General features: G+C 66.1%; 16 protein-coding genes and 3 tRNA genes. 14 read left to right on the top strand and 5 right to left on the bottom strand.

The genetic code is table 11. From position 1 onward, the window contains the following. Positions 1–26: 26 nt before the first annotated feature. Positions 27–1,130, top strand: a complete 1,104-nt coding sequence (locus KXD97_RS12910) for an NAD(P)/FAD-dependent oxidoreductase (protein WP_260757153.1) — start codon at positions 27–29, stop codon at positions 1,128–1,130. Positions 1,131–1,149: 19 nt separating this feature from the next. On the opposite strand, the gene KXD97_RS12915 is transcribed toward KXD97_RS12910, so the two are convergent. Continuing rightward, on the bottom strand, positions 1,150–1,851 hold the full coding sequence (locus KXD97_RS12915; protein ID WP_260757155.1) for a crotonase/enoyl-CoA hydratase family protein: 702 nt from the start codon (positions 1,849–1,851) through the stop codon (positions 1,150–1,152). Between the two features lie 167 nt (positions 1,852–2,018). On the opposite strand from KXD97_RS12915, the gene KXD97_RS12920 reads away from it, so the two are divergent. Next, entirely contained in the window at positions 2,019–2,153 is a 135-nt protein-coding gene (locus KXD97_RS12920; protein ID WP_260757156.1) for a hypothetical protein, read from the top strand. 23 nt (positions 2,154–2,176) lie between these two features. Here KXD97_RS12920 and KXD97_RS12925 read toward each other — a convergent pair whose 3' ends face one another. Beyond that, complete coding sequence (locus tag KXD97_RS12925) at positions 2,177–2,902, bottom strand: MBL fold metallo-hydrolase (RefSeq protein ID WP_260757161.1); 726 nt, start codon at positions 2,900–2,902, stop codon at positions 2,177–2,179. Positions 2,903–3,044: 142 nt separating this feature from the next. Between KXD97_RS12925 and KXD97_RS12930 the strand changes: the two genes are divergently transcribed. The 11 genes from KXD97_RS12930 (at position 3,045) to rplA (ending at position 7,766) form a co-directional block, all read left to right on the top strand. Next, positions 3,045–3,117 (top strand) — tRNA-Thr (locus KXD97_RS12930). A gap of 49 nt (positions 3,118–3,166) precedes the next feature. Then, positions 3,167–3,240: transfer RNA gene (locus tag KXD97_RS12935), tRNA-Met, on the top strand. Between the two features lie 39 nt (positions 3,241–3,279). Beyond that, positions 3,280–3,447 (top strand): 50S ribosomal protein L33, encoded by a 168-nt coding sequence (rpmG, locus tag KXD97_RS12940; protein ID WP_003929651.1) that lies wholly within the window; start codon positions 3,280–3,282, stop codon positions 3,445–3,447. A gap of 16 nt (positions 3,448–3,463) precedes the next feature. Next, positions 3,464–3,943 (top strand): (3R)-hydroxyacyl-ACP dehydratase subunit HadA, encoded by a 480-nt coding sequence (hadA, locus tag KXD97_RS12945; protein ID WP_260757169.1) that lies wholly within the window; start codon positions 3,464–3,466, stop codon positions 3,941–3,943. Beyond that, complete coding sequence (hadB, locus tag KXD97_RS12950) at positions 3,930–4,358, top strand: (3R)-hydroxyacyl-ACP dehydratase subunit HadB (RefSeq protein ID WP_260757948.1); 429 nt, start codon at positions 3,930–3,932, stop codon at positions 4,356–4,358. Before hadA ends, hadB begins: the two co-directional genes overlap by 14 nt. 14 nt (positions 4,359–4,372) lie before the next feature. Next, the gene (hadC, locus tag KXD97_RS12955) at positions 4,373–4,900 is read left to right on the top strand and encodes a (3R)-hydroxyacyl-ACP dehydratase subunit HadC (protein ID WP_260757170.1); all 528 of its coding nucleotides are present in this window, start codon (positions 4,373–4,375) and stop codon (positions 4,898–4,900) included. A gap of 125 nt (positions 4,901–5,025) precedes the next feature. Beyond that, positions 5,026–5,098 (top strand) — tRNA-Trp (locus KXD97_RS12960). A gap of 104 nt (positions 5,099–5,202) precedes the next feature. Beyond that, a complete protein-coding gene (gene secE / locus KXD97_RS12965; RefSeq protein WP_260757171.1) occupies positions 5,203–5,658 on the top strand; it encodes a preprotein translocase subunit SecE in 456 nt (151 codons plus the stop codon). Positions 5,659–5,695: 37 nt separating this feature from the next. Next, a complete protein-coding gene (gene nusG / locus KXD97_RS12970; RefSeq protein WP_260757172.1) occupies positions 5,696–6,511 on the top strand; it encodes a transcription termination/antitermination protein NusG in 816 nt (271 codons plus the stop codon). 54 nt (positions 6,512–6,565) lie between these two features. After that, a complete protein-coding gene (gene rplK, locus KXD97_RS12975) occupies positions 6,566–6,994 on the top strand; it encodes a 50S ribosomal protein L11 (protein ID WP_260757173.1) in 429 nt (142 codons plus the stop codon). Positions 6,995–7,058: 64 nt separating this feature from the next. Next, on the top strand, positions 7,059–7,766 hold the full coding sequence (rplA, locus tag KXD97_RS12980) for a 50S ribosomal protein L1 (RefSeq protein WP_260757174.1): 708 nt from the start codon (positions 7,059–7,061) through the stop codon (positions 7,764–7,766). A 368-nt stretch (positions 7,767–8,134) separates the two neighbouring features. Here rplA and KXD97_RS12985 read toward each other — a convergent pair whose 3' ends face one another. Then, positions 8,135–8,434 (bottom strand): hypothetical protein, encoded by a 300-nt coding sequence (locus tag KXD97_RS12985; RefSeq protein WP_260757175.1) that lies wholly within the window; start codon positions 8,432–8,434, stop codon positions 8,135–8,137. 128 nt (positions 8,435–8,562) lie between these two features. Between KXD97_RS12985 and KXD97_RS12990 the strand changes: the two genes are divergently transcribed. Continuing rightward, positions 8,563–10,137 (top strand): PE-PPE domain-containing protein, encoded by a 1,575-nt coding sequence (locus tag KXD97_RS12990; protein WP_260757176.1) that lies wholly within the window; start codon positions 8,563–8,565, stop codon positions 10,135–10,137. 69 nt (positions 10,138–10,206) lie between these two features. Here the strand turns inward: KXD97_RS12990 and KXD97_RS12995 are convergent, their stop codons facing one another. Together KXD97_RS12995 and KXD97_RS13000 are read right to left on the bottom strand one after the other, a co-directional pair. Beyond that, positions 10,207–11,103: a cyclopropane mycolic acid synthase family methyltransferase gene (locus tag KXD97_RS12995; RefSeq protein WP_260757177.1), complete on the bottom strand. Its 897-nt coding sequence runs from the start codon at positions 11,101–11,103 to the stop codon at positions 10,207–10,209. 143 nt (positions 11,104–11,246) lie between these two features. Next, on the bottom strand, positions 11,247–12,116 hold the full coding sequence (locus KXD97_RS13000) for a cyclopropane mycolic acid synthase family methyltransferase (RefSeq protein ID WP_260757178.1): 870 nt from the start codon (positions 12,114–12,116) through the stop codon (positions 11,247–11,249). Between the last annotated feature and the right edge of the window lie 56 nt (positions 12,117–12,172).

A 12,172-nucleotide genomic window follows, 5' to 3' on the forward strand; every position in this document is an offset into this window, starting at 1 on the left:
ACCGGCCGAAGTGGTATCCCCAGCCCATGGTGGCACCCGGGTTCCTGGCCATCGGTAGTGGACCCGCGGGCGTCAGCGCGGCCGAGACGTTCCGCAGCAGGCATCCGCGCATCCCGGTGCGCATCGTGTCGGCCGACCCGGCGCTGCCCTACGCGAAACCGCCGCTGAGCAAGGAGTTCCTCGGCTGCGGGCACACCGATCTGGACCTGCACAGCGCCGGCTGGTTCCGGCGCCACGACATCGACCTGCTGCTGGGGGTCACGGTCGAGCACATCGACGTCGACGCCCGGGAGGTGGTCACCACCGGCGGCGCCCGATATCCGTACTGGCATCTGGTGCTCGCACCCGGCGCGGCCGCGGTGCCGCTGGACGTTCCCGGCGGGCATCGCGCCCAACGGTTGCGTAGCTTCTCCGACGCCGTGGCGCTGAAGATGGCCGCCCGGCACGCGTCGAGCGCGGTGGTGATCGGCGGCGGGCTGGTCGGTTGCGAGGCCGCCGCCCGCCTGGCCGGGCTCGGGCCGGCGACCACCGTGGTGGTGCCCGAATCGGTGCCGCTGCAGCGCCGGTTCGGGGTCGAGGTCGGCAAGCGCGTCGTCGAGATGCTCTCCGATGCCGGTGTGCGAGTGGTGCTGTCGACGACGGTGACCGCGGTCGACGACGCCGGGGTGACGCTGTCGTCGGGGGACCGGGCCGGCGGGGAGGTGGTGGTCGCGGCCACCGGAGTGCGCCCCGACATCCGACTGGCCGCCGACGCGGGCCTGGCGCTCCGCCGGGGCCGGGTGGTGGTCGACGAACACATGCGCACATCGGTGCGCAACGTCTATGCCGCAGGGGATGTCACGATCGCGCACAACGTCGCGGCGGGACGGCCGATCGTCGCGGAACACTGGCGGGACGCCACCCAACAGGGGCTCGTCGCCGGGCTCACGGCGGCGGGCCGGCCCGCTGTCTGGAACACGGTGCCCGGATTCACCTGCCGGATCGGAGATTTCGTGCTGACCTACCGGGGTTGGGGCGACGGCTACGACACGTCGACGGTGACGGACAAGGACGGCGGCTTCTCCGTCGTGTACGCGGCCGGCGGTCGGGTGGTCGGCACGCTCGACGTCAGATCCAGTCCCGCTTCGTGAACGTCCGCCCGGACGTAGCTCACCCCAGCGTGAATTCCGTTGCCAGGCCGTCGATTCCGGCCTGAATGGCATCGAGGGCGGTCTTGCGTGCCTTGAGCTTGGTGGCCAGGTGCGCGCCGGTGTGCAGGGTGGCGGCCGCCTCGGCCGCGACCTGCTGGGCGCGGGGCAGCACCTGGTCGGCCTCGACGATCTCATCGAGCCAGCCCGCTGCGATCGCCTCGTCACCGGCGAACGTCGCCGCCAGCGCGGCGGCCCGTTCGAACGCCGCCGGGGTCAGCCGCATTCGCATGATCTCCAGTGCCGAGATCGGGATGGTCATGCCGATGGCGACCTCGATGGCCTGGCAGCGCGACTTCGGCTGACCGACACGGTGATCGGCCGACAGCAGCAGGAAGGAACCCATCGCGATCGCCGGGCCGGTGGCCGCGATGATCACCGGGACCGGGAACGTCAGTGTGCGCATCGACAGTTCGAAGCCGCCGGAGAGCATGCCCAGCGCCGCGGCGGCCTCACCGGACTGGAACACTGCGAGGTCGAAGCCGCCGCTGAAAACCCGCGAATTCCCGGCGAGCACCACAGCCTTGGCTTTGTCGGCTTCGGCGCGGTCGAGCGCTTCGTTGATCGCGGCCTGCATCGCGGGCCCGAGCACGTTCACCTTGCCGTCGTCGAGGGTGATGGTGGCCACGGAGTGTGCGAGTTCGTAGGAGACGCTGCTGGTCATGGCTCGAACCTAACAGCGGGCCGCGCGCCACTACGTAGCCGGGATTGCCGGCGACGGGCCGGAAACAGGTAGCCGACTACGCGGTCCGGCGCCGACACGCATTCGTAGCGTCGAGAGCAGGCGCGGTGCTTGAGGGGGGTATCGCGCCCAGACCTGAGGAGGAAGCCATGCGTGCGAAGCGGAATCGGCCTGCGGAGCTGGTGGAGTCGGAACGGCGTGCCCGGCGCCGCCGGGAGCGACCGTACGGTGGCGTCCCGAAGCTGGGGCTGTGGGAGTGCGGGATCGGCTCGGCGTTCAAGTAGTAGACGGCCCGGGAAACCGGTCGTCAGCCACCCATCAGCATGCGCCATTGGTCGAGGTCGCTCGCTCGGTAGACGTAGTTGGTGTTGCGCACCTGCGACAGCGATGCGCTCGGCTCGGCGGAGTACCAGTGCCCGGGGAACACGGTCGGATCACCGGGCAGCTGCGCGAGCGCCTGCAGGCTGCGGAACATGTCGTCGACGTTGCCGCCGGGAAAGTCGGTGCGGCCGCATCCTTCGAGAAACAGCGTGTCGCCGGCGACCAGCCGTCCGTCCAGCAGGAAGCACTGGCTGCCCGGGGTGTGGCCCGGGGTGTGCAGTAGTTCGATCTCGATGTCGCCCACGGACACCTTGTCGCCGTGCTGGTGCGAGGTCAGCTCGCTGGGGGCGATGCCGGTGATCCGCGCGACCCAGTCCACCTCGTGGGCGTTGACGTGAACAGGGACGCTGACCCGCTCCAGCAACTCGGCCAGACCCTTGAGTTCAAAACCCATCATCGACCCGCCGACGTGGTCGGGGTGGTGGTGGGTGACGAGCACGCCGGACAGCCGCATGCCGTCGGCCTCCACGGCGTCGACCAGATCCTGGGCCGCATAGGCCGGATCGACGACGACGGTGTCGCCGGTCTCCCGGTCGCCGATCAGATAGGCGAAGTTGCGCATCTGCTGGGCGATCATGTCTCCGGCCGCGAAGTCCCGGCCGGAGAGCAGCTGTCTGAAGTAGAGGCGGTCGGTGTGGTCCGTGGCAGCCATGAAGTCAGCGTAGGCAGTGCCGGCCCGCGCCGCCGCGAGCAGCCCCGATTCGGGGTCTAACAGCGGTTATGACCAGCGGTTTGGCGCGGTAAACGCAGAGAATGTACCCTCTTTAAGGCTCGCGGCACATCCGCGAGCGAAGGCCCCCTTAGCTCAGTCGGCAGAGCGTTTCCATGGTAAGGAAAAGGTCAACGGTTCGATTCCGTTAGGGGGCTCGGTGGAGAAGGGCGGAGCGACCGTGTGCGCCGGCCCGGATCCGTCCGGGGCGGTGTAGCTCAGCTGGTTAGAGCGCACGACTCATAATCGTGAGGTCGGGGGATCGAGCCCCCCCACCGCTACACAAGACGAGTACGAACGTTTAACGAAGGACGACTGACGTGGCCTCCAGTACTGACGTACGGCCCAAGATCACCTTGGCCTGCGAGGTGTGCAAGCACCGTAACTACATCACCAAGAAGAACCGCCGCAACGATCCCGACCGGCTCGAGATCAAGAAGTTCTGCCCGAACTGCGGCAAGCACCAGGCGCACAAAGAGTCGCGCTAAGCGACGCGACTGGACCGTGTCTTTTCTGGACGGATACGTCGGGACGCACTTCCGTCATCCCGACCACTACGTCGTGGGGCGAGAGAAGATCCGCGAGTACGCGACCGCGGTCAAGAACGACGATCCCGCTTTCTTCGACGAGCAGGCCGCCGCGGACCTGGGTTACGACGCGCTGCTGGCCCCGCTCACCTTCATCTCGGTGTTCGGCTATCAGGCCCAGTCGGCGATGTTCGCCGCGGCCGGGATCGGCATCACCGACGCGCAGATCGTCCAGGTCGACCAGGTCCTCAAGTTCGTCCGCCCCATCAAGGCCGGTGACGAGCTGTTCTGCGACGTGTGGATCGACTCGGTGCGCCAGGCCCACGGCACCGACATCATCGTCACCAAGAACGTCGTCAGCAATCGCAACGGCGACGTTGTGCAGGAGTCCTACACCACCCTGGCGGGGCGTAGCGAAGAAGACGGAGAGAGTGGCTTTTCAGATGGCACTGCGTGAGTTCAGTTCGGTCAACGTCGGCGATCAGCTGCCCGAGAAGGTCATCCCGCTCACACGGGCCGACCTGGTCAACTATGCGGGCGTGTCCGGCGACCTGAACCCGATCCACTGGGATGACGAGATCGCCAAGCAGGTCGGTCTGGACACCGCGATCGCGCACGGCATGCTCACCATGGGTCTGGGCGGTGGCTACGTGACCGAATGGGTGGGTGATCCGGCCGCGGTCACCGAGTACAACGTGCGCTTCACCGCCGTCGTACCCGTCCCCAACGACGGCAGAGGCGCCGAGATCGTGTTCAACGGCCGGGTGAAATCGGTTGATCCCGAGTTCAAGTCGGTCACGATCGCGCTCAGCGCCACCGCCGGTGGGAAGAAGATCTTCGGCCGCGCCGTCGCTGTCGCGAAGCTCGCATAGGCAGGTTTCGGACCATGGCACTCAAGACAGACATCCGCGGGATGGTTTACAAGTACCCCGATCCCTACGTGGTGGGCCGCGAGCAGATCCGCCAGTACGCGAAGGCGGTCAAGGCCACCGATCCGGCGTCCCACGATGTGGAGGCCGCCGCCGCGCTCGGTCATCCGGGTCTGGTCGCCGGGCCGACGTTTCTGTCGATCTTCGCCGTGATGATCCAGCGGCACTTCTTCCAGCACGTCGACGTCGGCTTCGAAACCATGCAGATCGTGCAGGTGGACCAGAAGTTCCTGTTCCATCAGCACATCAAAGAAGGCGACGAGGTCACCGGTGTCATGCACATCGAGACCGTCACCGAGCGTTTCGGCGCCGACATCGTGACCACGCGCAACGTGCTGACCAACCAGCACGGTGAGGTCGTGATGGAGGCGTTCACGACCTTGATGGGCCATGAGGGCGACAACTCGATCTCGGCCGGCTGGGATCCCGAAACCGGCCAAGTGGTCCGCAAGCCCGTCCAGCACGACCTGGAGGACGTGGATTAGTAACTCGGGACCCCGGCGCGCTACACTCGGGCGTCCGGGGTTTTCCCAGTTAAGCGCGCTGTCCGTCGGCTCAGATCGACCGAACGGGGAGCGCGCGAATTGTGTGGGCCTCAAGGGACCCGTGAAGGGGCGTAGCTCAACTGGCAGAGCAGCGGTCTCCAAAACCGCAGGTTGCAGGTTCAAGTCCTGTCGCCCCTGCTCAAAACTGAATACTCGACAAGTGTGGTCACCCGCCGGGTCTGGATACTGGAGGGTGTCGACATGAAACGACGATCAGACGACGATGAGATGGGATGCATGCGGTGAGCGACGAGCGCGACGGTGTCAGCTCCGCTGACACCGACAGCGGCGCACAGACCGACGACGGTGACACCCGCGGCCAGACCGCGGTCGTGACGCGTCCGCTGCGTCCCACGGGCAAGCGGTCGCGGCGCCCGGCCGGGACCGAGGGCGCCGACACGGACACCGAGCAGGCGCCCGACACCGAGGCTTCTGATTCCAAGGACGGCGGCAAGGGGCCCAAGGCCAAGAAGAAAACGGCCCGGAAGCCCAAGGACGGCCCGTCCCGTAATCCGTTCCTGTTCGTCCTCAACTACCTGAAGGAAGTTGTTGGCGAGCTGCGGAAGGTCATCTGGCCCAACCGCAAGCAGATGGTGACCTACACGACGGTCGTGCTGCTGTTCCTGGTGTTCATGGTGGCGCTGATCGGCGGCGTGGACCTGGGCCTGGCCAAGCTCGTGACCTGGATCTTCGGCTGACCGCGGGCCAGGCAGACAGTGAGAGAGGACTGAACACGTGACTAGCTTCGACGGCGAAGCGCCTTCGGGCGACACCGTCGACACCATCGACGTCGACGAGACCAACGCCGAGGTTCGCGCTGGTGCCGACGCCGAGGCCGTGGGCAGCGACGAGGACGCCGCACCCGCCGCTGAAGGTGCCGATGACGATGTCGCCGAGGCGGCTGGCGAGGACGCCGAGGACGAGGATCCGGCCGTCGCGCTCAAGAAGGAGCTGCGGCTGCAGCCGGGCGAGTGGTACGTGATCCACTCCTACGCCGGTTACGAGAACAAGGTGAAGGCCAATCTCGAGACCCGCGTGCAGAACCTGGACGTCGGCGACTACATCTTCCAGGTCGAGGTGCCCACCGAAGAGGTCACCGAGATCAAGAACGGCCAGCGCAAGCAGGTCAACCGCAAGGTGCTGCCCGGCTACATCCTGGTCCGTATGGAGCTCAACGACGAGTCGTGGGGCGCGGTGCGCAACACGCCCGGCGTGACCGGCTTCGTCGGCGCGACGTCGCGGCCGTCGCCGCTGTCGCTCGACGACGTGGTGAAGTTCCTGCTGCCGCCCGCCGCGGCCAAGAAGCCCGGCAAGGCGGCCGCGTCGTCCGCCGCGGCTGCGGCGTCGGAGACCGGCGGCATCGAGCGGCCCGTCATCGAGGTCGACTTCGAGGTGGGCGAGTCCGTCACCGTCATGGACGGCCCGTTCGCGACGCTGCCCGCGTCGATCAGCGAGGTCAACGCCGAACAGCAGAAGCTCAAGGTGCTGGTGTCGATCTTCGGACGTGAGACCCCGGTCGAACTGACCTTCAACCAGGTCGCCAAGATTTAACGCGGGCCCCAAGCCGCACTTCGGATAGAACGAGAGAAGAGAGAAAGCACAGCCATGCCCCCGAAGAAGAAGGTCGTCGGGCTGATCAAGCTGCAGATCCAGGCCGGGCAGGCCAACCCCGCCCCGCCGGTCGGACCCGCGCTCGGCCAGCACGGCGTCAACATCATGGAGTTCTGCAAGGCGTACAACGCCGCGACCGAGTCGCAGCGCGGCAACGTCATCCCCGTGGAGATCACCGTCTACGAGGATCGCAGCTTCACGTTCGCGCTGAAGACCCCGCCGGCCGCCAAGCTGCTGCTCAAGGCCGCCGGTGTGCCGAAGGGTTCGAGCGAGCCGCACAAGACCAAGGTCGCCAAGGTGACGTGGGATCAGGTGCGTGAGATCGCCGAGACCAAGAAGGAAGACCTGAACGCCAACGACATCGATCAGGCCGCCAAGATCATCGCGGGCACCGCCCGGTCGATGGGGATCACGGTCGAGTAGGACCGCATCCCGTGGAAGGGCTGGCATCGGCCCGCACCACAACTTCTGAATTAAGGAGAAATCAATGAGCAAGAACAGCAAGGCTTACAAGGAAGCCGCCGAGAAGGTCGACCGGAGCCGGCTCTACACGCCGCTGGAGGCCGCGAAGCTGGCCAAGGAGACGTCGTCGAAGAAGCAGGACGCCACCGTCGAGGTCGCGATCCGGCTCGGTGTCGACCCCCGCAAGGCCGACCAGATGGTCCGCGGCACCGTGAACCTGCCGCACGGCACCGGTAAGACCGCGCGGGTGGCCGTGTTCGCCGTCGGCGACAAGGCCGAGCAGGCGCAGGCCGCCGGCGCCGACATCGTCGGCAGCGACGACCTGATCGAGCAGATCCAGGGCGGCATGCTCGACTTCGACGCGGCGATCGCGACGCCGGACCAGATGGCCAAGGTCGGCCGCATCGCCCGTATCCTCGGCCCCCGCGGTCTGATGCCGAACCCGAAGACCGGCACGGTGACCCCGGACGTGGCCAAGGCCGTCGCGGACATCAAGGGCGGCAAGATCAACTTCCGCGTCGACAAGCAGGCCAACCTCCACTTCGTGATCGGTAAGGCGTCGTTCGACGAGAAGAAGCTCGCCGAGAACTACGGCGCCGCGCTCGACGAGGTGCTGCGCGCCAAGCCGTCCTCGTCGAAGGGCCGCTACCTGAAGAAGGTCGTCGTCTCCACCACCACGGGCCCCGGAATCCCGGTCGACCCGGCGGTGACCCGGAATTTCACGGAGGAGTAGGCCACCACGCTCGACAAGAAGCCCCGCACCTGTCCGGTGCGGGGCTTCTTGGTATTTGGCTTCTGAGAGTGCTCCTCGGTCGCCGGCTTCCTGGCCCTGCCGGAGTACCGTCCCCCACGAACGGAGACTCGGGCATCTCGGCCAGAAGTCGACGGTGTCCCCCTGGCCTACCGCGACGCGACGACCGAAGAGCACCCTCGCGCAGCAACATAGCACCGTGGCCGTCAATTCGGTAATCGATCGTCGAGAAATTCTCACCGACGGCCAGAAGTGGGATCTTCCAGTGGTTTCACGGGCCACAGTGTGGGACCGGCGCCGGAGCGCCCGAGGAGTGAACGCGGGCGGCAAAGTATTGGCACTGCGTGCCTTTAGGCTGCTCCGGTGCTGACGAAGCGGGCCACCACGTGTGTGGATAACCGCTGATGGGGGACTCCTGCGCGCCGGCAGGCGGCGCCGACAGCATCGGGGGACTCGGCGTCGAACACGCCGTAGAGCACCTCATCGGTGGGGACCGACAGCGTCACCACCAGCCGGACACGCCTGCCTTCATCCGAGACGGCGGCGGTGGCCGCGTCGAGCCGCGAGACGATGTCGTCGACCGTCGTCTCGGCGAGATCGGGCAGATACCACTCCGCGAGAAAGTTCGTCGCACCCCGCACGTCGGCCATGCTCCGACGGTAAGCGAACGTCCGATGGGGACGAATCGGGAATTTCCCTATGCTTTGCGGCCGGATCGGGGTCTGGCGAGATCGCAAAATCGCCGCCGACGTGGCCCGCGGTATGTGATCGTTGTCACGTGCGTTCTCAGGCCCGTGCACTGGTGCTCGTCATCGTCTCCTTCGTCACTGTCATGGCATTGGGCGTCGCCTCCGCCTTCGTATCGGCGCTGGCGTACGGCGCCACGGCGCTGATCGTGCCGGGCACCGGGACACCGGACCCCGATATCGAGGGTTACCGAGAAAACGCCTGGAGCCGGTACATCGGGCCGCTGGTGTGCGCCACCGACTGTGCCGATCCGGATCTGGTCGGCATTCCGTATCCCGCCTCGTTCTGGCCGATGTCCTTTCTTCCGGGGTGGTGTGTCCCGGGCCGGTGTGAGAAGTGGGACGTCTCGGTCGACGAAGGCGTCGACCACCTGATGGCGGCGCTGGATCCGTTCCTCGGGGACTCCGACGAGGACGTCTACATCTTCGGGTACTCCCAGGGCGGCGCCGTGGTCGCCAACGCGCTGGCCGAAATCGCCGGTCTCGATCTTCCCGACGCCGTGAAAGACCGGCTCAAGGTCGTCACCATCGGAGGGATCCAGAATCCCGACGGCGGGTTGTGGCAGCGGCTGGCCTGGCTGCGCTTCCTGCTCGGGGATCCCGTGCCGATCCTCGACCTGTCCTTCGAACCGCCCATGCCGACGGATACCGGAATCGCAACCACCACAATCGGTTTCGAATACGACCCGGTAGTCTACGCTCCCCGCTACTGGGGGAACCTGTTCGCCATCGCGAACATGATCGCCGCGTTCGACACGGTGCACGGGTACTACCTTGCGCCGAACGCCGAAGATGACCTGCCGATGCCGTACGGCTACACCGACCAGACCCTGGCGCCGCAGCTCGACTGTGGGGTCAACCCCGGCAACTGTCGCTTCGACGACTTCGGCAACAGCTACATCATGATTCCCGCGACGAGCCTGCCGCTCACCGATCTCGTCCGCTCGCTGGCCGACTCGGCGGGGCTCGGCTGGCTGGCCAAGCCGTTCATCGACCTGGCTGAACCGGTACTGCGGGAGCTGGTCGACCTCGGCTACGACTGGAGCGGCAATCCGGCGGTGAGCCGGGGTTCGACGATACTGCCGTTCAACCTCTTCCAGAACTGGCTCAAGGTCGGTGTCGACCTGGTGGTGGCCGCCGTCAAGGGCGTCGAGGCCTTCATCCAGAACTTCATCCCGAAAAATGAGGTGCAGTCGCCGGACGTCGGCGAGAGCACCGAAGACGCCGCCGCGGCGATCGCATCGCAGAGCCGGTCGACGATCATCCAGACCGACGTCGGAAAGACTGCCGTCACTGAGGGCACCGTGGAGGAAGAAGCCGCGGGTACCGGGAAGGAGACCGCCACCGGCGACGAGACCACCGGCGACGAGACGGTGATCGACGAGGACGAAGTCACCACCGGTGAAGAAACAGTCACCGACGACGAGACGGTGATCGACGAGGACGAGGTCACCGTCGACCACGATGCGGTGGACATCGACGACGCAGACCAGGATGCCACCGACGCCGACACCGAGACCGCCGACCCCGACACCGAGACCGCCGACACCGAGACCGCCGACACCGAGACCGAGACCGCCGACACCGGCACACCGGCCGCGGCCTGAGGGCCGACAGGAGGAATCCCCCGCATTCAGGCGTGCGGGGGATTCTTCTTGTCCGGCTCTGCGGTCTGACTAGGCGGCGACGGCCGGCTTCAGGTAGGTGACGAGGCTGACGTCGATCGACTCGTCGATGAAGTAGTACTGGCAGCCCTTGAGGTAACGCATGTAGCGCTGGTAGTTCTCTTCGTCGGTCGCCGCGATCGCCGCGTCCTTGTTGGCCTCAAGGCGGTCGGCCCAGATGCCGAGCGTCTTGATGTAGTGGTTGCGCAGCGACATCGTCTCAGGCACCACGAATCCGGCCTTCTCGCCGTGCTCGACCATCATCTGTGTGGTGGGCAGACGGCCGCCGGGGAAGATCTCGGTGATCATGAACTTGATGAACCGGGCCAGTTCGAACGTCAGCTTCTTCCCGCGTTCGGCCAGGTCGTAGGGGTGGTACCCGACGCTGCTCTGGATCGTCATCCGGCCGTCCTCGGGCAGGACGTCGTAACACATCTTGAAGAAGTCGTCGTAGCGCTCGAAGCCGAAGTGCTCAAACGCCTCGATGGACACGATGCGGTCGACGGGGGAGTGGAACTGCTCCCAGCCCTCCAGCCGGACATCGAACGTGCGTTCGGAGTCGAGCTTGCCCAGCAGCTGATCGCAGTAGGCCTTCTGGTTCTTCGACAAGGTCAGGCCGATGACGTTGACGTCGTACTTCTCCATCGCGCGCTGCAGGGTCAGGCCCCAGCCGCAGCCCACCTCGAGCAGCGTCATGCCGGGCTTGAGGTTGAGCTTGTCGAGGTGCTGGTCGACGTTGGCGATCTGTGCTTCCGAGAGGGTCACATTCGGCCCGGTGAAGTACGCACAGCTGTACTTACGGGTCGGGTCCTGGAAGACACCGAAGAAGTCGTCGGACAGGTCGTAGTGAGCCTGGATGTCCTCGAAATGAGGCGTCAGATCCTTCGTGCCGCTGGATTGGTCAGACATATTTCCCCTGCTTCGCCGCTTCCGGTCCATATCAACTGTGCAAGACCGTACCGAAGACGCGGCTCGGCGCTTCTGCAAACACGCGTCCTGAAGGCATCAGACTAGCGTTCGGCGTGGCACGGGAGCCAACCCGCAGGCCCGCGCTACTTGGCCAGGGTGAACTGGTTGACGTCGATGTAGCCCACCCGGAAGCCCTTTGCGCAGCCCGTCAGGTAGTGCATGTACCGGTCGTAGACCTCTTCTGACTGCACCGCGATCGCCTCGTCCCGGCGCGAGCGCAGAGCCGCGGCCCAGCAGTCCAGCGTGCGCGCGTAGTGGGGCTGCAGCGACTGCGTGCGGGTGAGGTCGAAACCCGCTGGTCTCGCATGCTGTTCGACCTTCTCGATGGACGGCAGCCGGCCACCGGGGAAAATCTCGGTCAGGATGAACTTCACGAACCGGGCCACCTCGAAGGTCAGCGGCATCCCGCGCTCGGTCATCTGGGGCATCGTCAGCGCGGTGATGGTGTGCAGCAGCATCACGCCGTCCTCGGGCAGTGCCCGGGCGGCCATGGCGAAGAAGTCGTCGTAGCGGTCGAACCCGAAGTGCTCGAACGCGCCGATCGAGACGATGCGGTCGACGGGTTCGTCGAACTGCTCCCAGCCGGTCAGCAGGACGCGTTTGCGTCTGCTGTCGCCTGATTCCGCGAACAGCCGCTCGACGTGAGCCTTCTGGTTCGCGCTGAGCGTCAGTCCGACGACGTCGACGTCGTAGGACTCCACGGCGCGCATCATCACCGACCCCCAGCCGCAGCCGACGTCCAGCAGCGTCATTCCCGGCTCCAGACCGAGTTTCCCGAGTGCGAGGTCGACCTTGGCCAGCTGCGCTTCCTCCAAAGTCATGTCCTCGCGTTCGAAGTACGCGCAGCTGTAGGTCTGGGACGGATCGAGGAACAAGCGGAAGAACTCGTCCGAGAGGTCATAGTGCGCCTGCACGTCGTCGAAGTGAGGCGTGAGATTGCGTTTCGAGGCCAAGAGGGCCTTCCCCGGACACAGCCCGAAGAGAATCTCCTGTAAGACGGCGCGTCGTG

The sequence above is a fragment of the Mycobacterium sp. SMC-8 genome, assembly GCF_025263565.1.
Taxonomy (GTDB): Bacteria; Actinomycetota; Actinomycetes; order Mycobacteriales; family Mycobacteriaceae; genus Mycobacterium.